This is a genomic window from Pelomonas sp. Root1444 (assembly GCF_001426885.1).
Classification (GTDB): domain Bacteria; phylum Pseudomonadota; class Gammaproteobacteria; order Burkholderiales; family Burkholderiaceae_C; genus Pelomonas.
In genome coordinates this window covers 1,270,306-1,292,144 of sequence record NZ_LMFP01000003.1, presented here as the reverse complement: position 1 = coordinate 1,292,144, position 21,839 = coordinate 1,270,306, and the positions used below count along the sequence as shown (strand labels likewise).

Below are 21,839 nucleotides of genomic sequence, written 5' to 3'. Positions count from 1 at the left end.
GGTAGGGCTCCTGCGATCGGAGCCCTCATGTTCGCTCAACTAGAAGGCCGTCCACTCGTCGTCGGCGCCGGCTGCCACGGCGGCCACGGCAGGGGCCGCGACGGGCGTCGCCGGCACCGGGTGTGCCTTGGGCGGCGAGGCCTTGGCCTTGACCTTCACGGCCGGTGCGGGCCTTGCAGTCTTGGGCGCTGCCGGCTTGGCTGTCGTGGCGCCGTCGAGCTTGAAGGTCGAGACCGTCTCGGCCAGCTGGCCCGCCTGCACGCGCAGGCTCTCGGCCGCGGCTGCACTCTCCTCGACGAGCGCGGCATTCTGCTGCGTGACCTGGTCGAGCTGGTTGACGGCTTCGCCGACCTGGGCGATGCCCTTGCTCTGCTCGCCGCTGGCGGCACTGATTTCGCTGATCAGGTCGGACACGCGCCGCACCTGGCTGACGACCTCGCCCATCGTGCGGCCGGCCTCGCCGACCAGCGTGTTGCCGGCCTCGACGCGCTCGACGCTGGCGCCGATCAGCGCCTTGATCTCGCGCGCCGCCTCGGCCGAGCGCTGGGCCAGCAGGCGCACCTCGCCCGCCACGACGGCAAACCCGCGGCCCTGCTCGCCGGCCCGCGCCGCCTCGACCGCGGCATTGAGCGCCAGGATGTTGGTCTGGAAGGCGATGCCGTCGATGGTGCCGATGATGTCGGCGATCTTGCGGGAGCTGGTGGTGATCTGCTCCATCGTGTCGACGACCTGGCCCATCACCTGGCCGCCGGTCTCGGCCACGCGCGCCGCGCCGGTGGCCATCTGCTCGGCTTGGCGGGCGGTGTCGGTGTTGTGGTTGACGGTGGCGCTCAGTTCCTCCATCGAGGCCGCCGTCTCCTGCAGGCTGCTGGCCTGCTGCTCGGTGCGCTGGCTCAGGTCCGCGTTGCCCTGTGCGATCTGGCCGCTGGCGGTGGCGACGCTCTCGGCGTTGCCACGCACGGCGCCGACGATGCGCACCAGCGAGTCGTTCATGCGCTGCAGCGCACCGAGCAGCTGGCCGGCCTCGTCCTTGCGCGTGGTCGCCAGGTGCACGCGCAGGTCGCCGGCTGCCACCGTCTCGGCGGCGTCGACGGCCTGCTGGATCGGCTTGACGACCGAGCGGGTGATCAGCAACGCCATCGTCATGCCTATGGCAATCGCGGCGGCCGCGGCCAGGAGGACGGCGACCGCCGCGAAGTCCACCGTGTCATCGGTCGCCTTGGCCGCCTGGTGCATCAAGTCCTTTTGATAGGCGACCAGCGCCTCCAGCGCCGTGAAGTACTTGGCCTGCAGCTCCTGCGTCTCGCCGAGCAGCAGGTCTCGCGCCGGGTCGGTCTCGCCCTTCAGGCCCAGGTCGAGGACCTTGCGCACCGAGGCCACGAAGAGCCCGCGCGCCTGCACCACGCCGTCCATCATTTCGCGGCTGCGCCCCGGGGGCAGGCTGGCGTTGAGCTTGTCGAACAGTTCGGCAGTGCGCTTGGCGGCGGCATCGACGTCGGCCAGTTGCTTGCGCTTGGCTTCGGGCGTGGCCACCAGCAGCACGTTGCGCACGGCTTGCGCGTTGATGTTGACGTTGTCCTTGATTTCCTCGAGCTGGGCGATCTTGACCAGCCGGTCGCTGACCATCACCTCAAGCTCGTCATTGATGTGCATCAATGCCGTGCGGGCGTAGGCGGCCAGCAGCACGCTGAAGGCTATGGAGATCGCGAATGCGAGGCCGAGACGCTTGCCGATGCGCAGGTCGGTGAGGAGGTTCATGGTTGGGTCTCCAGGTACGGCGACACTCCCTGTAGGGGCCGTGGCATCTTGTGGACCGCGCCGGGAACCCCTGGCTGCGAGTCTGTGCCATTGGATGCATGCAGCGCAAGGAACTTTGTGCCCCAATCGGTGCTGTGAGGCCAAGGAGTGACGAATGGGCAGCGATGCAAGACTGAGCGACAAGGTGCTGGCCTTGGTGACCCAGCCGCCGGAGCCGGCCTGCGAGCCCGTGCCCCGTCCGGCGGACGCCGCGGCCCGCGCCATCGAGGGCGCGGCCACCAAGGCAGCGCTGGCGGCCGGCGCGCTGGCGCTGCCAGCCGGGCCGCTGGGCTGGGCCACCATCGCGCCGGAGATGATGGCCGTCTGGCAGATCCAGCGCCAACTGGTCGCCGACATTGCGGCGCTCTACGGGCGCAGCGCCCAGCTGGGGCCGGCGCAGATGATGTGGTGCCTGTTCCGTCACACGGCCGCCCAGGCGCTGCGTGACCTGGGCGTGCGCGTCGGCGAACGCGTCATCGTGCGCCCCGCCGCGCAGGCGGTGCTGCAGCGCGTGGCCGGCGCGGTCGGCATGCACCTGGGCAAGCAGGTGGCCGGGCGGGCGCTGTCGCGCTGGGTGCCGCTGGTGGGCGCGGCGGGCGTGGGCGCCTATGCCTACTGGGACACGCGCCAGGTCGGCCGCGCCGCGCTGCAGCTCTTCGAGCGCGAGCAGGTCATTGACAACCCTGCATAGCTGGCGGCCGCGAGCCTGACAAACTGGGGCCGTCATGCAGCTGCCGACCATCATCGACATCGAGGCCTCGGGGTTCGGCCGCGGCAGCTACCCCGTGGAGGTCGGCTTCGTGGCCACCGACGGGGCGCTGTTCTGCGGCCTCATCCGCCCCGAGCCCGACTGGCTGCACTGGGACGACGGCGCCGAGGCGCTGCACGGCATCAGCCGCGCGCTGCTGCAGCAGCATGGCAAGCCGGCGCGCTGGATGGCCGAGCAGCTCAACACGCGCCTGCGCGGCCAGGTGGTCTTCTGCGACGGCTGGGGCCACGACTACACGTGGCTCGCCCGGCTCTACGACGCGGTCGAACTGCGGATGAGCTTCAAGCTGGATGACTTGCGCAAGCTGCTCAACGAGGACGAGGCGCAGCGCTGGAAGGGCGTCACCGAGGCGGTGCGGTCCCGCCAGCAGCTCACGCGCCATCGTGCGAGCAGCGATGCGCGGGTGTTGCAGCTGGCGTTGGGTGAGGTCAAGAACGCCGCGACGGCCTAGCCGGCCTGTCCGCTACGCGAACAGCCCCGCATGCTGCTCCCGCAGCAGCTTCTTCTGCACCTTGCCCATCGCGTTGCGCGGCAGCTCCGGCACGACGATGACGCGCTTGGGCACCTTGAAGCCGGCGATGCGGCTCTTCAGTTCGCGGATCAGTGCCTCGGGGTCGGGTTGCCCGGCTGGCGTGATGACGGCGACGACGGCTTCGCCGAAGTCCGGGTGCGGCACGCCGATGACGGCCGATTCGCCGACGCCCGGCAGCTCGTTCAGGAAGCCTTCGATCTCTGCCGGGTAGACGTTGAAGCCGCCGCTGATGATGAGGTCCTTGCTGCGGCCGATCAGCGTCAGGTAGCCGTTGGCGTCGACGCGGCCGACGTCGCCGGTCTTGAACCAGCCGTCGGCCGTGAACTCCTCGGCCGTCTTCTCAGGCATCTGCCAGTAGCCGCTGAAGACGTTGGGCCCACGCACCTGCACGTGGCCGATCTCGTCCGGCGCGCAGGGCTGGCCGTCGTCGCGGGCGATGCGCAGGCCCACGCCGGGCAGGGCCGGGCCGACGGTGCCGCCGATGCGTTCGCCGTCCTCGGGGCGGCAGGGATTGGAGGTCAGCATCAGCGTTTCGCTCATGCCGTAGCGCTCCAGGATGAGGTGGCCGGTGCGGGCCTGCCATTCGCGCCAGGTCTCGATCAACAGCGGCGCCGAGCCGCTGATGAACAGCCGCATGGCGCGCGTGTCCAGCTGCTTCTCCTGCAGCAGCCGCACGTAGAGCGTGGGCACGCCCATGAAGACGGTGGCGTCGGGAAAGCGGCTGGCCACGGCCGACGCGTCGAAGCGGTTGAACCAGAGCATGCGGCTGCCGTTCAGCAGCGCGCCGTGCGAGGCGACGAAGAGGCCGTGCACATGGAAGATGGGCAGCGCGTGCAGCAGCACGTCGTCGGGCCGCCAGTCCCAGAAGTCCTTCAGCGTCTGCGCGTTCGACAGCAGGTTGCCGTGACTGAGCATGGCGCCCTTGCTGCGCCCGGTCGTGCCGCTGGTGTAGAGGATGGCGGCGAGGTCGCCGGGCAGGCGCGGCACGGGCTGGTGCGCGTCGCTCATCTGCACGGCGCGGTCCAGCAGGGTGCCGGTGCGGTCGTCGTTGAGCGTGAAGACCCAGCGCACGCCGCGCTGGAAGGCCAGCTTGCTGACCCAGCCGAAGTTCTTGCCGGCACAGACGACGACGCCCGGCGCCGCGTCGGTGATGAAGTGCGCCAGCTCGCTGGCCTGGTAGGCGGGGTTCAGCGGCAGGTAGACATGGCCCGCTCTCAGCACCGCGAGATACAGGATCAGCGCCTCGACGCTCTTGTCGGTGTGCACGGCCACGCGGCTGCCGGCGGGCAGGTCCAGCTTGTGCAGCCAGTTGGCCAGCATCGCGCTGCCGCGCTCCAGGTCGCGCCACGAGTAGTGGGCGCCTTCGGCATCGATGGCGGTCGAATCGAGGTTCGCCGGGAAGCCGGCGCGCAGGGCGGTATAGAGGTTCATGCTGTTGGTTGACAGGCTGGTGCCTTACCAAGCGACTGCCGGCTGGCGAAGCCGGTAGGGGGTGTTACTCCATTTTGGCGCCGGAGGTTTTCACGACGTTCGCCCAGCGCTTGACCTCCGCGCTGACGAACTGGCCGAAGGCCTCGCCGTAGAGATTGGGCGTCTCCGCGCCCAGGCCGTGCCAGGTGTTGCGGATCTCGTCCGTGGCGAAGGCCTTGCGCAGTTCGGCCTGCATGGCGGCGATGGCCTCCCTGGGGGTGCCCTTGGGCGCCCACAGGCCGTACCAGGTCGAGACCTCGTAGCCCGGCACGCCGGCCTCGGCGGCGGTGGGCACGTCGGGGAAGCCGACCGCGCGCTTGGTCGACGCGACCGCCAGCGCCTTGATGCGCCCGCCCTTGATGTGCGTAGCCGACGAGCCCAGGCCGTCGAACATCATGTCCACCTGGCCGGCGATCAGGTCCTGCAGCGCCGGACCGGCGCCGCGATAGGGGATGTGGGTGATGAAGGTCTTGGTCTGCAGCTTGAACAGCTCGCCCGCCAGGTGGTGCGAGGTGCCGTTGCCGGCCGAGCCGTAGTTCAGGTTGCCGGGCTTGGCACGCACGGTGGCCAGCAGGCCCTTGAGGTCGCTGACGGGCACTTTGCCCGGATGCACGACGATGACCTGCGGCACGCTGGCCAGCAGGCCGACGGGGATGAAGTCCTCCTCCAGCCGGTAGTCGAGCTTGGGATACATGGCCGGAGCGATGGCGTGATGCACGGCGCCCATGAAGAAGTTGGTGCCGTCCGGCGCCAGCTTGGCTGCCAGCCCGGCACCCACCGTGCCGCCCGCGCCACCCTTGTTGTCAATGATGACCTGGCGGCCCATCTGCCGGGTCAGCATCGCGGTCAGCGGGCGGGCGAAGGCGTCGGTGCCGCCGCCGGCGGGGAAGGGCACGATCCAGGTCTGCGGCTTGGCGCCTTGCGCCTGGGCCAGCCAGGGGCTGGACAGCACCGGGAAGGCGGGCAGGGTGGACAGCAGCGTGCGTCGCTTCATCGGCGTGTCTCCTCAAGGTTGAGGCGGGCGATTATGGGCGCCCGGGCAAGGCCTCCCGTGGGCCCAAGAGGCGCCCCTCGGCTGCCGCGCCGGCAACCTTTCACGCGCGGCGCACGTGTCCTGCCTTATCCTGCCCGTCAAAGGTTCAAGGCAGGCTCCGGCTGCTGTGCGGACGGCACGGCAACCGGCGTCTCGTCGCCGCGGATGCGTCACTTCAACTGGCTGATCGACAAGTTGGCTTGCCTCGCCGCGCTGCTCGGTCTGGCGGGCGGCAGCGCGCTGGCGTTGGACGCACCGATGCCCATGCCCTGGGCGGCCCGGTCTGACGCGGTGTTCCACCGCGTGCTGATGACGCCCATGTCCATCGTCAGCCTGGCGCAGGACCGCGAGGGCTTCATCTGGATCGCCACCCAGTACGGGCTGTCCCGCTGGGACGGCTACAAGCTGCGCACCTACGTCGGCGACATCGCCGTGTCCGGCGCCTTGCCAGACAGCTACGTGCTGGCGCTGCATGTCGATGGAAAGGGGCGGCTTTGGGTCGGCACCAGTGCCGGCGGACTGGTGAGTTATGACCCGCAGACCGACCGGTTCGACCCGGTTCTGGCCGCGGGTGCCGCGCTGAGCCGCAAGAGCGTGCACGCCGTGCTCGACGAGGGCCCGGACCGGCTGTGGGTGGGCACCGGCGCCGGCCTGGACCTGCTCGACACGCGCAGCGGCACCGTGCAGCGCCATGCCGGGCTGGCGCGCAACCAGGGACTGCCCGACAGCGCCGTGCAGTCGCTGCTGCACGACGCCGCCGGCGGCTTGTGGGTGGGCACCGACAAAGGCTTGTTCCACCGCGCGGCCGGCAGCGCGCGCTTCCTGAACGTGACGCTGCCCGCCGACGAGGGCGCGCCTTTCGTGGCCGTGCTGCGGCTCGACAGCGAGCAGCGCGTGTGGGTCGGCACACGCTCGCACGGCGCCTTCGTGGTCGAGGCCGGTGCGACCGCGGCGGTGCCATTGAACCAGCTGGTGAAGGCTGCGGCCGCCGACAGGGGCGCCACCGGCGTGGCCAACGCGGCCATCCTCAACATGGTCGAGGCCGCCCCGGGCGACATGTGGCTGGGCACCGACGGCGGCGGCGTCCTGCGCGTCGATTCGCGCAGCTGGCAGCTGCGCCGCGAGCAACACCGCCAGGGCAGCACGGCGAGCCTGCCCGATGACGACATCTCCGCGATGTACCGCGACCGCAGTGGCCTGGTCTGGGTGGCCACCGACACGGGGCTCAGCCACTACGACGCGCGCCAGTCCACCGTCAGCACGTGGTTTGGCGGCCAAGGCGCGGCGGCGGGCATCAACCACGTCAACGTGCCGTTCGTGCTCGCCATGCCGGATGGCCGCGTGTGGCTCAGCGTGGGCGATGGCGGCGTCGACATCGTGCGGGCCGAGCAGGGCCGCGTGGCGGCGCTGCGGCCCGATGCCGCCAAACCCCTCACGGCGTTGCCACCGGGGCGTGTGCTGAGCATGGTGCAGGCGCCGGATGGGGCGGTCTATCTCGGCACGCAGCGCGGGCTGTATCGCGCCGATGCCGACGGCCGCGCGGTGCGCAGGCTGGAGGTCCCGGGGCGTTCGCCCACCGCGTCGGTCTGGGCCTTGGCGATGCAGGACGGCCGGCTGTGGCTGGGCGGGCTCGACGGGCTGTGGGCCGTGGTGCCGGGCGATGGCCCGCACCTGCGAGTGCTGGCGCGTGAGGATGGCGCCCGCCTGGACGAACAGCGCATCAGCGCGTTGCTGCCGGGGAAGGACGGCGTGCTGTGGGTCGGCACGCGCACCGGCGTGCTGCGGCTGGACACCGCCACGATGGCGCTCAGCCGGCCCGCGCAGGACGCGCCCGGCCGCATCGGGCTGCCGACGGGCTACATCTCCTCCATGCTGCTGGACCGGCGCGGCCGCCTGTGGGTGGCGGGCTTCGGCGCCGGCGTGCGGGTGATGGAGACCACCGCGGCGCCGGGCGCCGAACCGCAGATCGGCCGCGTCACCGTGGCCGAAGGCCTGCCGCACAACGGCGTCGATGTGCTGGTGTTGGCACCGGACGGTGACGTGTGGGCCAGCACCGACGCCGGCCTCGCGCACATCTCGCAGGACAGCCTGCGCGCCCGCAGCCTGGGCGCGGCCGAAGGCGTGGGCATCCTCGGCTACTGGACGAGCGCCGGCGCCGCCGCCGCGGACGGCATGCTGCTGTTTGGCGGCCTGGGCGGCCTGACCATCGTGAACCCGCGCCAGGCCGTGCGGCGCACCGAGCCGGCGCCGCTGGTGGTGACCGAGGTGCGGCTGGGTGACGTGCGCACCGTGGTGCCGCCCCGCCCGCAGGGCGCCAACCCGGCCGTGCTGACGCTGGAGCCGCAGCGGCGCAGCCTGCTGGTCGAGTTCTCGGTGCTGGACTATGGCGCGCCGGAGCGCAACCGCTACGAATACCGGCTGCTGGGCGTCGATGCCAACTGGGTGGCGACCGAGCCGAGCCGGCGCATCGCCACCTACACCAACCTGCCGCCCGGCGACCACGTGCTGGAGCTGCGCGGCACCGGCGCCCAGGGTGCGTGGTCGGAGGTGCTGCGGCTGCCGCTGCACGTGCGTGCGCGCTGGCACGAGACGCTGTGGTTCCGCATCGGTCTGGGTCTGGCGGTCTGCGCACTGCTCGCCGCGCTGGTGCAGGCGCGCCTGCTCATCCTGCGGCGCCGCCAACGCGGGCTTGAACAGCTGGTGGCCGAGCGCACCATGGCGCTGGAGCAGCGCACGCGCGAGCTACAGGAAAGCCAGCAGCAGCTGGAGCAACTGGCCTACTACGACGGGCTGACCGGCTTGGCCAACCGACGTCTCTTCAATGACGACCTGCGTCATCTGATGGCCCAGGCTCAGCGCAACGGCCTGGGTTTGTACCTGCTGCTGATCGACCTGGATCATTTCAAGCAGATCAACGACACCTGGGGCCACGATGCGGGCGACGCGGTGCTCAGGTCGGTCAGCGCGAGCCTGAACGTGGCAGTGCGCGAGGCCGACCGCACCGCGCGCCTGGGCGGCGACGAGTTTGCGGTGCTGCTGCCGGACACGTCGGACCCCGCCGCCGCCGAGGCCGTCTGCCGCCGCATCGTCGACGCGCTCGCCGATGCATTGCGGCAGGCGAGGCCGTTGGCCCTGCTGCCCAGTGCCAGCATCGGTGGCGCCTGCTATCCGCGCGACGCGCAGGATGTCGACGCGCTGTACAAGGCGGCCGACCTGGCGCTGTACGAGGCCAAGCATGCGGGGCGGGCGCGCTGGCGGCTCTTCGACGGCCCGCCCGCCTAGGATTGGCGGCCGGTCAGTTCGGTTCGGGGAGCTTGAGCCAGCGCTGCAGCCGGGTGCGCAGCGCGACGAAGTCCAGCGGTTTGGTCAGGTGCTCGTCCATGCCGGCGTCCATGCTGGCCGCCACGTCGGCGTCCAGCGCATGGGCCGTCAGCGCGAGGATGGGGAAGTTGGCCAGCTTGCCCTCGCGCTGCTGGGCGCGCAGGCGGCGGGCGCATTCCAGGCCGTCCATGCCGGGCATCTGGATGTCCATCAGCACCAGGTCCGGGGCGGCCTCGGCGCACGCGGCCAGGGCCTCGATGCCGTTCTTGGCCAGGCGGGCCTGCACGCCCATCAGCGCCAGGAATTCCAGCGCGACGACCTGGTTGATGTGGTTGTCTTCGACGAGCAGCACCTGCGGCAAGCGCCGCGCGGTGGAGGGTTGGCCGCCTTCAGGCTGGGGCGCATTCGCACCCGCGTCGCCAGCGGCGGCGCTCAGCCAGATCGGATGCGTTGGCACTTCAACATGCAGCCTTGCGTTGTCCATCCCATGTCCTCGTTGACCTTGTTGTTATGGCCCCACCGCAAGGAGGGGCGAGCCATTGTTGCCGCAGGCGGCGCGGATACGCAACCGCTAGTCCCACGAATGTGGTGAATCCTGGCCGCTCAGGCCGCTCGGCGTGACCGCCTGTCGCGGCCTTTGCTGACACTTTCGGCCCGACCCCCTACCTACACTGCTCGCCTTTGTCGTTTTGACCCCTCCCCATGTCTGACGGTCTGATCCGCATCCGAGGCGCTCGGCAGCACAACCTCAAGAACCTCGATCTCGATCTGCGCACCGCGGAGCTGACCGTCGTCACCGGCCCCAGCGGCTCGGGCAAGTCCAGCCTGGTGTTCGACACCCTGTACGCCGAAGGCCAGCGGCGTTACGTGGAAACCTTTTCAGCCTATGCGCGCCAGTTCCTGGACCGCATGGACCGCCCGGCCGTCGACAAGGTGGACGGCGTGCCCCCCGCCATCGCCATCGACCAGACCAACCCGGTCCGCACCAGCCGCTCCACGGTGGGCACCATGACGGAGCTGAACGACCACCTGAAGCTGCTTTATGCGCGTGCGGCGGAGCTGTTCGACCGCAGGACCGCATTGCCCGTCAGACACGACACCGCCCAGAGCATCTATGCGGAGCTGACGACCCGGGCCGACGCTTCAGATGACCCGCGCATGGTGCTGACCTTCCCGGTCGAACTGCCGGCCAACACCTCGGCGGAGCAGGTGGCGCAGTGGCTGTCGGCCAGTGGTTTCACGCGCGTACAGGCCGAGCGCGAGGTTGAAGGTAAGAAAGTGTTGGACGTGGTGGCCGACCGCTTCCGCATCCAGGGGGCGGACAGGCAGCGGGCGATGGAGGCCATCGAGCTGTCGCTCAAGCGCGGCTCGGGCCGGCTCAACGTCTATGTCGGCGATGCCGGGGATGTCCTGTGGCGGTTCTCCACTGGCCTGCACTGCCCGGACAGCGACATCCGCTACGCCGACCCGCAGCCGGCGCTGTTCTCGTTCAACTCGGCCTTCGGCGCCTGCGAGGCCTGCCGCGGCTTCGGCCGCGTCATCGGCGTGGACCTGGGCTTGGTCATTCCCGACGAGCGCAAGACGCTGCGCAACGGCGCCATCAAGCCCATGCAGACGCCGGCCTGGAAGGACTGCCAGGACGACCTGCTGAAGTACGCCGGCGAGGCCGGCATCCCGCGCGACACGCCGTGGAAGGACTTGTCGCCGTCGCACCGCGAGTGGGTCATCAACGGCACGCCGAACTGGAACGGCAACTGGAACAAGCAGTGGTACGGGGTCAAGCGCTTCTTCGACTACCTGGAGAGCAAGGCCTACAAGATGCACATCCGCGTGCTCTTGTCCAAGTACCGCAGCTACACCGAATGCCCGGCCTGCCACGGCGCGCGCTTGAAGCTGGAGGCGCTGCTGTGGCGTGTCGGCTCCAAGGCCCTGGCGGACGCGGCGCTGCCGGCGTCGCAGCGCTTCCTGCCAGTCGGCGTGGACTGGACGCGCGAGCAGCTGGAGGCGCTGCCCGGCTTGAGCCTGCACGACCTGATGCAACTGCCCATCCAGCGCCTGCGCGACTTCGTCGACGGCCTGCAGCTGCCCAGCACCATGCTGGACGAGGCGCTGAAGCTGCTGCTGGACGAGATCCGCCACCGCAGCCGCTACCTGTGCGACGTGGGCCTGGGCTACCTGACGCTGGACCGCCAGAGCCGCACGCTGTCCGGCGGCGAGGTGCAGCGCATCAACCTGACGACGGCGTTGGGCACGTCGCTGGTCAACACGCTGTTCGTGCTGGACGAGCCCAGCATCGGCCTGCACCCGCGCGACATGGGCCGCATCGTGCAGGCCATGCAGCGGCTGCGCGACGCGGGCAACACGCTGGTCGTCGTGGAGCACGACCCGGCCGTGATGCTGGCGGCCGACCGCCTCATCGACATGGGCCCCGGCCCCGGCGAGCGTGGCGGGCAGATCGTCTTCGACGGCACGCCGGAAAGCATCCGCTCAGCCGACACGCTGACCGGCGCCTATCTGGGCGCGCGCAAGCATGTCGGCATGGGGCTGAAGCGGCTGGTCGAGGAGAACACGCCCAAGCTCATCCTGCAGGGCGTGCGCGAGCACAACCTGCGCGACGTGACGGTGGAGTTCCCACTGCAGCGCCTGGTCGTCGTGACCGGCGTCAGCGGCTCGGGCAAGAGCACGCTGATGCAGGACGTGCTCTACCCCGCGCTGGCCCGCCAGTTCGGCAAGGCCACCGAGACCCCCGGGCAGCACGAGCAGCTGCTGGGCGCAGACTTCCTCGCCGACGCCGTGTTCGTCGACCAGTCGCCCATCGGCAAGACGGCGCGCTCCAATCCGGCCAGTTACGTCGGCGCGTTCGACGAGATCCGCAAGCTGTTCGCCGACGCGCCGATCGCGCGCGAGCGCAGCTACACGGCCGGCATGTTCAGCTTCAACGCGGGCGACGGCCGCTGCCCCACCTGCGGCGGCTCGGGCTTCGAGCATGTCGAGATGCAGTTCCTCAGCGACGTCTACCTGCGCTGCCCGGACTGCGACGGCAAGCGCTTCCGCGCCGAGATGCTGGACGTGAAGCTGGCGCTGAAGGACAGGGACCTCAGCGTGGCCGACGTGCTGGAGCTGACCGTCGCCGAGGCGGTGCACCTGTTCAGCGACCACCGCGCCGTCGTCGCCAAGCTGCAGCCCATCGTCGACGTGGGCCTGGAGTACGTGCGCCTGGGCCAGCCGGTGCCCACGCTGTCGGGCGGCGAGGCGCAGCGCCTGAAGCTCGCCGGCTTCCTGGCCGAGGCGGCGGCGTCGCCGCGCTACGGCGTGGCCAAGAAGGGCACGCTGTTCCTGTTCGACGAGCCGACCACCGGCCTGCATTTCGACGACATCGCCAAGCTGATGCGCGCGCTGCGCAAGCTGCTGAGCGCCGGGCATTCGCTGATCGTCATCGAGCACAACCTCGACGTGATCCGCGCGGCCGACTGGCTCATCGACCTCGGCCCCGAGGGCGGCGAGGGCGGCGGCGAGGTCGTCTGCGTGGGCACGCCGGAAGAGATCACCAAGCACGCCAGCTCGCACACCGCCGCGGCGCTGCGCGACTACGCGCTGCACATGGACCGCCCCGCCACCGTCGTGGAGGAAGGCCGGCCGCTGCAGTCCATCGTGCGCGGCCGCCGTCAGGCCGACGAGGCCATCAAGATCGTCAACGCCCGCGAGCACAACCTCAAGGGCTTGAGCGTCGACATCCCGCGCGGCAAGTTCAACGTCGTCACCGGCGTCAGCGGCTCGGGCAAGTCCACGCTGGCCTTCGACATCCTGTTCAACGAGGGCCAGCGCCGCTACCTCGAATCGCTGAACGCCTACGCGCGCAGCATCGTGCAGCCGGCCGGGCGGCCGGAGGTGGATGCGGTGTGGGGCATCCCGCCGACGGTGGCCATCGAGCAGCGCCTGAGCCGCGGCGGCCGCAAGAGCACGGTCGCGACGACGACCGAGGTCTGGCATTTCCTGCGGCTGCTGTACGTGAAGCTGGGGGTCCAGCATTGCGTCAACGACGGCGCGCCGGTGCGGCCGCAGAGCGTCGAGAGCATCGCCGCGCAGCTGATGCGCGACTACCGCGGCCAGCATGTCGGCTTGCTGGCGCCGCTGGTGGTGGCGCGCAAGGGCGTCTACACCGACCTTGCCAAATGGGCCAAGGGTCGAGGCCACACGCACCTGCGCGTGGACGGCGAGTTCCTGCCCACGTCGCCGTGGCCGCGCCTCGACCGCTTCAAGGAGCACACGCTGGAGCTGCCGGTAGGCGACCTGGTGGTGACGCCCGAGAGCGAGGCGGAGCTGCGCGAGCTGCTGGCCAAGGCGCTGGACATCGGCAAGGGCGTGCTGCACCTGCTGGCGCCGCTCGACGGCCTGAGCGACGTGTTGGCCGATGGCGAGACCGGGCGCGGTATCGGCCAGGTCAAGGTGTTCTCCACCAAGCGCGCCTGTCCGGTCTGCGGCACCAGCTACCCGGAGCTGGACCCGCGGCTTTTCTCGTACAACTCCAAGCACGGCTGGTGCACCAGCTGTGTCGGCACCGGGCTGGCGTTGACGCGCGAACAGCGCAAGGCGCTGGACGACAGCGTGCAGAGCGACGACAACCGCGGCCGCGAGCAGAGCTTCCCGTCTGAAGAGGCCGAGGTCGAAGGCCTGACCGACGCGGCCTGCCCGGATTGCCACGGCACGCGACTCAATGCCACCGCGCGCTCGGTGGAGTTCGAGCACAAGGGCATCGGCGACGTCGCCGCCTGGAGCGTGGGCGAGGCGCGCGACTGGGTGCGCGGCCTGCACCTCGAAGGCCGCGACGCGGACATCGCGCGCGATGTCGTCAGCGAGATCCTCGGCCGGCTGGAGTTCCTCGAAGAGGTGGGCCTGGGCTACCTGACGCTGGACCGCGCCGCGCCCACGCTGTCCGGCGGCGAGGCCCAGCGCATCCGACTGGCCGCGCAGCTGGGCAGCAACCTGCAGGGCGTCTGCTACGTGCTGGACGAGCCCACCATCGGCCTGCACCCGCGCGACAACCAGATCCTGCTGAAGGCGCTGGCCACGCTGGGCGACAAGGGCAACACGCTGGTGGTCGTCGAGCACGACGAGGACACCATCCGCCGCGCCGACCACATCATCGACATCGGCCCGGGCGCGGGCAAGCGCGGCGGCCGCGTGGTGGCCGAGGGCACGGCGGCGCAGCTCGCGCTGCAGCCCGAATCGACGACCGGCCGCATGCTGGCCCATCCGCTGATCCACCCGCTGCAGGATCGCCGGCCCATCGAGGCGGACGCGCCCAAGCTGACCGTTTTGAACGCCGCGCTGCACAACCTCAAGGGCGTGACGGTGGACGTGCCGTTGCACCGCCTGGTCGCCGTGACGGGCGTGTCCGGCTCCGGCAAGTCCACGTTGGCGCGCGACGTGCTGCTGGCCGGCATGGCCGTGGCGGTGCCTTTGAGAAAGGCACCCGCCCAATGGACGGGCTGCGACGGCATCCAGGGCCACGAGCAGGTCGACCGCGTGCTGGAGGTCGACCAGACCCCCATCGGCAAGACGCCGCGCTCCTGCCCGGCGACCTACATCGGCTTCTGGGACGCCATTCGCAAGCTGTTCGCCGAGACGCTGGAATCCAAGGCGCGCGGCTATGCGCCGGCGCGCTTCAGCTTCAACACCGGCGCGGGCCGCTGCCCCGGCTGCGAAGGCCAGGGCATGAAGACCATAGAGATGAGCTTCCTGCCCGACGTGAAGGTGCCCTGCGACCAGTGCCACGGCCAGCGCTTCAACCCCGAGACGCTGGGCGTTTCATGGCGCGGCAAGAGCATCGGCGACGTGCTGGCGATGGAGGTCGACGAGGCGGTGGAGTTCTTCGCCTCCATGCCGTCCATCGCGCATCCGCTGCAACTGCTGAAGGACGTGGGCCTGGGCTACCTGACGCTGGGCCAGCCGTCGCCGACCTTGTCCGGCGGCGAGGCACAGCGCATCAAGCTGGTGTCGGAGCTGGTCAAGGTGCGCGACGACGTCACGCGGCGCGGGCAGAAGGCGCCGCACACGCTGTACGTGCTGGACGAACCGACGGTGGGCCTGCACATGGCCGACGTGGAGAAGCTGATCCGCGTGCTGCACCGGCTGGTGGCGGGCGGGCATTCGGTCGTCGTCATCGAGCATGACCTGGACGTGATCGCCGAGGCGGACTGGGTGCTGGATCTGGGGCCGGAGGGCGGCGACGCCGGGGGCCGCGTCGTCGTCACGGGGACGCCCGAGGACGTGGTGGCCAGCGGCAGCCACACGGGCGTCGCGCTGCGGCCGGTCTTGGCAAGGGCTGCCTGATGCGTGGGCGTCGAACACCCTTGGCTTTCTGGAAGCCTCGCTGAGCCACAGCCTGGTTCCTCGCCATGCCGAGGTCGCACACACTGCCGACCTTCAATCGACTGGAGCCTGCCGTGGTGATCGTTCTGGGATGGGTGCTGGTGTTGCTGCTGCTGGCGTTGTGGTCCGGCCTGGTGTGGTCGGGCCAGGCGCTGCTGGCGGCCATGCTGGCTCACGCGGGCACGCTCGGCGTCGGCGACTGGAGCCTGCCTGCGGCGTTGACCGCGTGGCTGCCGGTGCCGGTGGCCGAATGGCTGGCGGCCCTGCTCGAAAACCTGACGCCTCAACTGCAGGCCCTGGCTGGCACGCTGCCGTGGCTGTCCGGCGGTGTCACCGTGCTCGCTTGGGTGGTGTGGAGCGTTGGCGCGTTGCTGCTGCTGGGTGTTGGCCTGGCGGTGCATGTGGCAGTGGCGCTGTGGCGCAAATCCCGGAACTCCACGTTGCCGAGCGGCGTCACGGCGCTGCGTTGACCGGGCACGGCGCGAAAGCGCTCATTGCAAGGGCCTGAGCTGCATCGCCAGCACTGCCTCGGCGACCTTCTGGCCGATGCGGTAGCCCACGTCCACCGAGTTGCGGAAGTGAACGCCGCTCCAGACGCGTGAATCGGCCAGCTCGCGGCCCATGGCCTCGGGCGTGTCCCAGCTGCAGGGACGGTGGTCATCGACGAACGGCGGCGAGCCTTGCCCTAAGCTTGCCACCATGGTGATAGCCGACCTGCCGCCCGACGAAGACCGCCGCCTGGCCCGCCTGGCCCAGCTGGCCGTCATGGACACCGAACCCGAGCCGCTGTTCGACCATCTGGCCGCGCTGGCCGCGCAGATCTGCGGCACGCCGGTGGCCCTGCTGGGCCTGCTGGACGAGAAGCGCCAGTGGTTCAAGGCCGCCGTCGGCTTCGGCCGCAGCGAGACGCCGCGCGGCCAGACCTTCTGTGCCCACACGCTGCTGTGCGACGGCTTGTTCGAGGTGCGTGATGCCCGCCTGGACGACCGCTTCGTCGACCACCCCGACGTGCGCGCCGACCCGCCGCTGCGCTTCTATGCCGGTGTGCCCATCCGCCTGGACGACGGCAGCCATCCGGGCACGCTGTGCGTCGTCGATTTCCAGCCGCGCGAGCTCAGCGAGGCCCAGCGCGAGGCGCTGACGCGCCTGGCCGGCATGGCCGCCGAGGCGCTGATGATGCGCGAGCGTGCGCTGGCCTGGGTCGACCCGGTGGCCGCCGAGCAGCCGTTTCGCGTGCTGGCCGAGACGGCGCCACTGGGCGTCTTCCGCGCCGACGCGGCCGGCCAATGCATCTACACCAACCTGGCCTGGCAGCAGATCTGCGGCCTGACGCCCAAGGCGGCGCTGGGCGAGGGCTGGGTGGCCACGCTGGCGCCCGAGGACGCGGCCTCGGTGCTGGCCCACTGGCGGCGCTGCGTGGCGGGCTGCCAGCCCTTCGAGATGCGCTACCGCGTGCGCCGCCCAGGCGGCGGCGCGCTGCGCCAGGTCTGGATGCGGGCGCGGCCCCTGCTGGCGCCCGACGGCGGGCTGGCGGGCTACGTGGGCATCGCCGAGGACGTGACCGACCGGCTCAGCGTGGAGCGCGAGCTGCGCGAGAGCAAGGCCTTGCTGGACCGCACCGGGCGCGTCGCCGGCGTGGGCGGCTGGAGCCTGGACCTGCAGACCCGCGAGCTGGTCTGGAGCGACCAGACCTGTCGCATCCACGATCTCGAGCCGGGCCACCGGCCGACGGTGGAGGAGGCGGTCGGCTACTACAAGCCCGAGGCGCGTGCTGCCATCGAGGCGGCGGTGCGGCGCGGCATCAGCCATGGCGAACCCTGGAGCCTGGAGCTGCCGCTCGTCACAGCCACGGGGCGCGAGATCTGGGTGCTGTCGCAGGGCCAGGTGGACTGGCAGGACGGCGTGCCGGTGCGGCTGGTGGGCGCCTTCCAGGACGTGACGGAGCACCACCGCGCCGCCGCCGAGCTGGAGCACAGCCGCCAGCGCCTGCGTGCGCTGTACGAGTCGACGCCGGCGCTGATGCACTCGGTCGACGCGGCCGGGCGCGTGCTCAGCGTGTCGGACCGCTGGCTGGAGCGCCTGGGCTACCGGCGCGAACAGGTCATCGGCCGCATGCTGGACGACTTTCTGACGCTCGAATCCAGCCAGCAGGTGCGCGAGGTCTACCGGCCGGCGATGTGGCGCGACGGCCATGTCGACGACTGCCCGGTGCAGCTGATTTGCGCCGACGGGCGGCTGCGCGACGTGCTGGTCTCGGCGGTGGCCGAATTCGATGCGCTGGGGCGGCCGGTGCGCGCCCAGGCGCTGGTGGACGACATCACCGAGGACCTCAAGCGCCGCGCCGAGCTGGAGCGGGAGCAGAGGATGCGCCGCCAGACCGAGCGCCACGTGCAGGAGCTGGACCAGCTGCTGCGGGAGCGCTCGGAGATGCTGGACGTGCTGGCCCACGAGGTGCGCCAGCCGCTGAACAACGCCAGCGCCGCGCTGCAGAGCGCCACCGCCAGCCTGGCCGGCCGCGGCGAGCGCCAGGCGCAGGAGCGGCTGACGCGCGCGCAGGCCGTGCTGGGCCAGGTGCTGGCCGGCGTGGACAACACGCTGGCTGCCGCCAGCTTGCTGGCCGGCGGCGGCAGCATCGCGCGGCTGGACACCGACATCGACACGCTGATCGCCGTGACCATTGCCGACCTGCCGCGCGAGCAGCGCGACCGCGTCGCCGTGCACCGTCACACCGCCACGCGCACCGCGCTGATGGACATGAGCCTGCTGCGGCTGGCGCTGCGCAACCTGCTGTCCAACGCGCTGAAGTACGCGCCCGGCCTCAGCCCGGTGACGCTGCACGTGATGGACTTCGACGAGCCCGCGGCGCTGCAGTTCGAGGTCGCTGACGCGGGCCCGGGCATCCCGCGCGAGCTGCTGCCGCGCCTGTTCACCCGCGGCGCGCGCGGCGGCGGGCATGAGTCGGCCCACGGCCTCGGGCTCTACATCGTCAAGCGTGTCATGGACCTGCACGGCGGCAGCGCCGAGCTGCTGCGCACCGGCGCGCTGGGCACCGTCATGCGGCTCACGCTGCCGCAGGACTGAAGCTGCCGCGCAGGCTGCTAGATCACCTGCAGCGGCGCGCGGAAGACGTAGCCCACGCGCGACTTGCTCTGCAGCGGCACGAGGGTGGGCGTGGCGCGCTCGATGCGGCGGCGCAGCCGGTAGATGGTGGCCGAGAGGCCGTCATCGGATTCGCCTTCGGGCACCTCACGGCCGAGCTTGTTCAGCAGCGCCTCGCGCGTGACCGGCTCGCCGCCGGCCTGGGCAAAGCATTCCAGCAGCTGCCGGTCGGCCTCGCTGAGCTGGATGCGCGTGCCGTCCGGCACGACGAGCTCGCCCGCGGCGCGGTCCAGCTTCCAGGCCGCATCGGCGGTGGCGGGCTTGGCGACGCGGCGCTGCACGGCGGCGATGGCCAGCGACACCTGCTCGAACTGCACCGGCTTGACGAGGTACATGTCGGCGCCGGCGGTGATGACCTCGCGGAACACCTCCGGCCCCAGGCGGCCGGACACGACCACGATGCCGGCATCGGTGCGGCGGCGCAGGATCTTGATCAGCTCCACACCGTTCACGCCCGGCAGCATCAGGTCGACCAGGTAGAAATCGAAGCCGAAGGCCTCCGGCGCGGCCAGCAGCGCGTTGCTGTCGTCGAAGCGGCTGACCGCGATGCCCTGCTCCTGCAGGAACTGCGTCAGGAATTCCGAATACTCGGCGTCATCGTCGATCAGGGCGAGGGTCTTGGGCTGCATGGCGGCGGGGCACGAAAGCAACCGCGGAGTTTGCCGCATGACTGAGGCGTCAGGCGGCATGTCCCGCCTCGCGGCGTGCCGATTTCCTCGGGCGCCCGGGCCATAAATGATTGACACTGGCCCGGCGCCGCGAAATCTGCAGCCCCGAAGGAGACGAGCCATGGACGCGACCTCGCCGGACGACGACGCTGCCGACACGCTGGCCTGGGTGCTCCCCGGCCGCCGCACCGCGCCTGCCGAGGCGCTCAAGCGCATCCAGCTGCTGTGCGGCGCCTGGCCGGACCTGCATGCCGCCATGCTGGTGGTGCTGGCCACGCACCAGGAGCTGCCGCGCGACATGCTGGCCGCGGCCATCAAGCAGTTCCGTGCCGACCTGGACGCCTCACGCGCGAGGACGTCGTGAGCCTGCTGACGGCGATCTGGAACGGCGGCAAGAGCGGCTTCGACGCCGTGCTGCGCACGCGCGCGAATTCACCCAAGAAGGGCGGTGGCCTGTCCTGGGTCAAGGAGTGACGCTCAGCGCTTGAGGCCGAGCGCCTGCCAGCCCGCATGGCCGAGACGGGCCAGCGTGTCAAGATTGTTTTCGTAGATGGCTGCCGTGTCCGGCATCGCCTCGACAGCCCGCGAGATGCTCTCCTCGCGCAGCAGGTGCAGCGTGGGGTAGGGCGCGCGGTTGCTGTAGTTGGTGATGTCGTCGGCCGCGCTGCCCTCGAACTGGTAGTCGGGGTGGAAGTCGGCGATCTGCAGGATGCCGTCGAGCTTCAACTCCTCCACCAGCGCGTCGGCGGCGTCGAGGAAGTCGTTGAAGTCGAGGAAGTCGGTGAGGACGTTGGGGTGGATGAGCAGCGTCGTGTCCACCACCTCGGGGTCGGCGCGGTTCAGCGCCAGCAGCTCGTGCGCCAGGTCCTTCAGCAGCGCCTCGGGTTCGGTCGCGTCGCTGACCACGTAGCGGATTCGTTCGTTGACATGCACCGCCTTCGCGAACGGGCAGAGGTTCAGGCCGATGATGGCCTTGACGACCCAGTCGCGGGTGTCCTGGATGATTTGTTCTTGATGCATTGAATTTGCCTTTCGGGCCGAGCGCCGGGCCGCTCCCAAGCCGGCCCGCGCTGGCGATGCTTGCGGCCCGAAGCCGCAGGCATCGCCGTCCCCCCGGGGGACCGGCTGGGCGCGTCCGCGTTCAGCGGGACGAGACCGGGCGAGGGGCCAACCATTCTTCGGCCAGCCGAACCCACATCGAGCCGCCCAGCGGGATCAGCTCGTCGTTGAAGTCGTAGCTGGGGTTGTGCAGCATGCATGGCCCCATGCCGTGGCCGCCCAGGCGGTGCTCGCCGTCGCCGTTGCCGATGAGGAAGTAGCAGCCCGGCTTGTCCAGCAGGTAGTAGCTGAAGTCCTCTGCGCCCATGGTTGGCTCGAACTCCTGCACGTTGTCGGCGCCCACCATGTCGGTCAGCACGCGGCGCGCGAACTCGGTCTCGGCGATGTGGTTGATGGTCGGCGGGTAGTTGCGGCGGAACTCGAACTCGGCGCTCAACTCGAAGGCGCCGGCCAGCTGCTCGGTCATGCCCTTCATGCGGCGCTCCAGCAGATCCAGCAGCTCCAGCGTGAAGGTGCGTACCGTGCCTTCCATGACGACCGAGTCGGGCACGACGTTGGTGGCCTCGCCGGCGTGGATCATCGTCACGGAGATGACGCCGGGATCGATCGGCCGCTTGTTGCGGCTGATGATGGTCTGAAAGGCCGTGACCAGCTGGCAGGCAGCGGGCACCGGGTCCAGCCCCAGGTGCGGCATGGCGGCGTGGGAGCCCTTGCCCTTGAGCGTGATCTTGAACTCGTTGCTGCTGGCGAACACCGGGCCGGGCTTCAGCGCGAACTGGCCGGCCTTCATGCCGGGCCAGTTGTGGGCGCCGAACATGGCCTCCATCGGGAACTTCTCGAACAGGCCGTCCTTGATCATCTCACGCGCGCCGCCGCCACCTTCCTCGGCAGGCTGGAAGACGAGGTATACCGTGCCGTCGAAGTTGCGGTTGGTTGCCAGGTGCTTGGCCGCGGCGAGCAGCATGGCCGTGTGACCGTCATGCCCGCAGGCATGCATGCGCCCGCGGATGCTGCTGGCATGCGGGAACTCGTTGCGCTCGGTCATCGGCAGCGCGTCGATGTCGGCGCGCAGGCCCACGGCGCGGTCCGACGTGCCGTTCTTGACGATGCCGACGACGCCGGTCTTGCCGAGGCCGCGGTGCACGGGGATGCCCCAGTCGGTCAGGGCCTTGGCGATGACGTCCGCGGTGCGCTCCTCGTGGAAGCAGAGTTCGGGATGCTTGTGCAGGTCACGGCGGATGGCCGTGATCTCGGCCGCGTCGGCCAGGATGGTGTCGATGAGCTTCATGACAGGGTGACTTCAGGCTCAGTGAAGTCCCGGAGTTTAGGATTGCGCCCGTGAACCTCCGTCGCAACGCTCGCGGCTGGCTACTTTGGCTGGCCCTGCTGCTCCCCATCGCGCAAGCGATGGCGGGCGTGCATGCGCTGTCGCACATCGACGACCGGCAGGGCGAGGGCATCGCCCACCTGGTTCACTGCGACCTGTGCCTGACCGCCGCGGATCTTGGCGCTGGCGCGCCCGCAACCCAGTCGCCTGCGCTGGTGGTCGCCACGGTCACGCATGCCGCGCCGTGGGTTGCCCAGGGCAGCGTCCCGCGCGCCGTCAGCCTGGGCCTCCCGCCCGCGCGGGCGCCTCCCGCTTCCGCCTGAACCCCAAGC

The 21,839-nt window shown here is 70.5% G+C and carries 16 protein-coding genes; 8 read left to right on the top strand and 8 right to left on the bottom strand.

Going from position 1 to position 21,839, the window contains the following annotated elements; all coding sequences use genetic code 11:
• Nucleotides 1-39 precede the first annotated feature (39 nt).
• Entirely contained in the window at nucleotides 40-1,758 is a 1,719-nt protein-coding gene (locus ASD35_RS28380) for a methyl-accepting chemotaxis protein (RefSeq protein ID WP_082580001.1), read from the bottom strand.
• Nucleotides 1,759-1,912: 154 nt separating this feature from the next.
• On the opposite strand from ASD35_RS28380, the gene ASD35_RS08625 reads away from it, so the two are divergent.
• Together ASD35_RS08625 and ASD35_RS08620 are read left to right on the top strand one after the other, a co-directional pair.
• Complete coding sequence (locus tag ASD35_RS08625) at nucleotides 1,913-2,488, top strand: hypothetical protein (protein WP_056874436.1); 576 nt, start codon at nucleotides 1,913-1,915, stop codon at nucleotides 2,486-2,488.
• Between the two features lie 34 nt (nucleotides 2,489-2,522).
• Nucleotides 2,523-3,017, top strand: coding sequence for a hypothetical protein (locus ASD35_RS08620; protein WP_056874435.1), 495 nt, complete (start codon nucleotides 2,523-2,525; stop codon nucleotides 3,015-3,017).
• A 12-nt stretch (nucleotides 3,018-3,029) separates the two neighbouring features.
• Here the strand turns inward: ASD35_RS08620 and ASD35_RS08615 are convergent, their stop codons facing one another.
• Nucleotides 3,030-4,529: a malonyl-CoA synthase gene (locus ASD35_RS08615; RefSeq protein WP_056874434.1), complete on the bottom strand. Its 1,500-nt coding sequence runs from the start codon at nucleotides 4,527-4,529 to the stop codon at nucleotides 3,030-3,032.
• Between the two features lie 64 nt (nucleotides 4,530-4,593).
• The gene (locus tag ASD35_RS08610) at nucleotides 4,594-5,562 is read right to left on the bottom strand and encodes a tripartite tricarboxylate transporter substrate binding protein (RefSeq protein WP_056874433.1); all 969 of its coding nucleotides are present in this window, start codon (nucleotides 5,560-5,562) and stop codon (nucleotides 4,594-4,596) included.
• Between the two features lie 204 nt (nucleotides 5,563-5,766).
• Here ASD35_RS08610 and ASD35_RS08605 point away from each other — a divergent pair, with 204 nt between their 5' ends.
• Nucleotides 5,767-8,883 (top strand): diguanylate cyclase domain-containing protein, encoded by a 3,117-nt coding sequence (locus ASD35_RS08605; protein WP_056874432.1) that lies wholly within the window; start codon nucleotides 5,767-5,769, stop codon nucleotides 8,881-8,883.
• A 13-nt stretch (nucleotides 8,884-8,896) separates the two neighbouring features.
• Here ASD35_RS08605 and ASD35_RS08600 read toward each other — a convergent pair whose 3' ends face one another.
• Complete coding sequence (locus ASD35_RS08600) at nucleotides 8,897-9,406, bottom strand: response regulator (RefSeq protein ID WP_056874431.1); 510 nt, start codon at nucleotides 9,404-9,406, stop codon at nucleotides 8,897-8,899.
• A 218-nt stretch (nucleotides 9,407-9,624) separates the two neighbouring features.
• Between ASD35_RS08600 and uvrA the strand changes: the two genes are divergently transcribed.
• Nucleotides 9,625-15,255, top strand: a complete 5,631-nt coding sequence (uvrA, locus tag ASD35_RS08595) for an excinuclease ABC subunit UvrA (protein WP_056874430.1) — start codon at nucleotides 9,625-9,627, stop codon at nucleotides 15,253-15,255.
• Between the two features lie 113 nt (nucleotides 15,256-15,368).
• Nucleotides 15,369-15,764 carry a hypothetical protein gene (locus ASD35_RS08590; RefSeq protein WP_056874429.1) on the top strand — a complete coding sequence of 132 codons (396 nt, stop codon included), beginning with the start codon at nucleotides 15,369-15,371 and terminating at the stop codon, nucleotides 15,762-15,764.
• A 21-nt stretch (nucleotides 15,765-15,785) separates the two neighbouring features.
• On the opposite strand, the gene ASD35_RS27545 is transcribed toward ASD35_RS08590, so the two are convergent.
• A complete protein-coding gene (locus tag ASD35_RS27545; protein WP_056874428.1) occupies nucleotides 15,786-15,995 on the bottom strand; it encodes a hypothetical protein in 210 nt (69 codons plus the stop codon).
• Between ASD35_RS27545 and ASD35_RS08580 the strand changes: the two genes are divergently transcribed.
• Nucleotides 15,994-18,375: a PAS domain S-box protein gene (locus tag ASD35_RS08580; protein ID WP_056874427.1), complete on the top strand. Its 2,382-nt coding sequence runs from the start codon at nucleotides 15,994-15,996 to the stop codon at nucleotides 18,373-18,375. The genes ASD35_RS27545 and ASD35_RS08580 overlap by 2 nt on opposite strands.
• A 17-nt stretch (nucleotides 18,376-18,392) precedes the next feature.
• On the opposite strand, the gene ASD35_RS08575 is transcribed toward ASD35_RS08580, so the two are convergent.
• Nucleotides 18,393-19,082 carry a response regulator transcription factor gene (locus tag ASD35_RS08575; RefSeq protein WP_056874426.1) on the bottom strand — a complete coding sequence of 230 codons (690 nt, stop codon included), beginning with the start codon at nucleotides 19,080-19,082 and terminating at the stop codon, nucleotides 18,393-18,395.
• A 160-nt stretch (nucleotides 19,083-19,242) separates the two neighbouring features.
• On the opposite strand from ASD35_RS08575, the gene ASD35_RS08570 reads away from it, so the two are divergent.
• Nucleotides 19,243-19,485, top strand: coding sequence for a hypothetical protein (locus ASD35_RS08570; RefSeq protein ID WP_056874425.1), 243 nt, complete (start codon nucleotides 19,243-19,245; stop codon nucleotides 19,483-19,485).
• Between the two features lie 113 nt (nucleotides 19,486-19,598).
• Here the strand turns inward: ASD35_RS08570 and ASD35_RS08565 are convergent, their stop codons facing one another.
• Entirely contained in the window at nucleotides 19,599-20,141 is a 543-nt protein-coding gene (locus ASD35_RS08565; protein ID WP_056874424.1) for a DUF1415 domain-containing protein, read from the bottom strand.
• A 121-nt stretch (nucleotides 20,142-20,262) separates the two neighbouring features.
• Entirely contained in the window at nucleotides 20,263-21,468 is a 1,206-nt protein-coding gene (locus tag ASD35_RS08560; RefSeq protein WP_056874423.1) for a M20 aminoacylase family protein, read from the bottom strand.
• A 50-nt stretch (nucleotides 21,469-21,518) separates the two neighbouring features.
• On the opposite strand from ASD35_RS08560, the gene ASD35_RS08555 reads away from it, so the two are divergent.
• Nucleotides 21,519-21,830 carry a hypothetical protein gene (locus ASD35_RS08555; protein ID WP_056874422.1) on the top strand — a complete coding sequence of 104 codons (312 nt, stop codon included), beginning with the start codon at nucleotides 21,519-21,521 and terminating at the stop codon, nucleotides 21,828-21,830.
• Nucleotides 21,831-21,839 lie beyond the last annotated feature (9 nt).

Bases quoted from the DNA above. Each gene is read 5' to 3' on its own strand.
- ASD35_RS08580 (WP_056874427.1), top strand. From the start codon at position 15,994: ATGGTGATAGCCGACCTGCCGCCCGACGAAGACCGCCGCCTGGCCCGC.
- ASD35_RS08565 (WP_056874424.1), bottom strand. From the start codon at position 20,141: ATGCATCAAGAACAAATCATCCAGGACACCCGCGACTGGGTCGTCAAG.
- ASD35_RS08605 (WP_056874432.1), top strand. From the start codon at position 5,767: ATGCGTCACTTCAACTGGCTGATCGACAAGTTGGCTTGCCTCGCCGCG.
- ASD35_RS27545 (WP_056874428.1), bottom strand. From the start codon at position 15,995: ATGGTGGCAAGCTTAGGGCAAGGCTCGCCGCCGTTCGTCGATGACCAC.
- ASD35_RS08600 (WP_056874431.1), bottom strand. From the start codon at position 9,406: ATGGACAACGCAAGGCTGCATGTTGAAGTGCCAACGCATCCGATCTGG.
- ASD35_RS08625 (WP_056874436.1), top strand. From the start codon at position 1,913: ATGGGCAGCGATGCAAGACTGAGCGACAAGGTGCTGGCCTTGGTGACC.
- ASD35_RS28380 (WP_082580001.1), bottom strand. From the start codon at position 1,758: ATGAACCTCCTCACCGACCTGCGCATCGGCAAGCGTCTCGGCCTCGCA.
- ASD35_RS08620 (WP_056874435.1), top strand. From the start codon at position 2,523: ATGCAGCTGCCGACCATCATCGACATCGAGGCCTCGGGGTTCGGCCGC.
- ASD35_RS08610 (WP_056874433.1), bottom strand. From the start codon at position 5,562: ATGAAGCGACGCACGCTGCTGTCCACCCTGCCCGCCTTCCCGGTGCTG.
- ASD35_RS08575 (WP_056874426.1), bottom strand. From the start codon at position 19,082: ATGCAGCCCAAGACCCTCGCCCTGATCGACGATGACGCCGAGTATTCG.
- uvrA (WP_056874430.1), top strand. From the start codon at position 9,625: ATGTCTGACGGTCTGATCCGCATCCGAGGCGCTCGGCAGCACAACCTC.
- ASD35_RS08560 (WP_056874423.1), bottom strand. From the start codon at position 21,468: ATGAAGCTCATCGACACCATCCTGGCCGACGCGGCCGAGATCACGGCC.
- ASD35_RS08570 (WP_056874425.1), top strand. From the start codon at position 19,243: ATGGACGCGACCTCGCCGGACGACGACGCTGCCGACACGCTGGCCTGG.
- ASD35_RS08615 (WP_056874434.1), bottom strand. From the start codon at position 4,529: ATGAACCTCTATACCGCCCTGCGCGCCGGCTTCCCGGCGAACCTCGAT.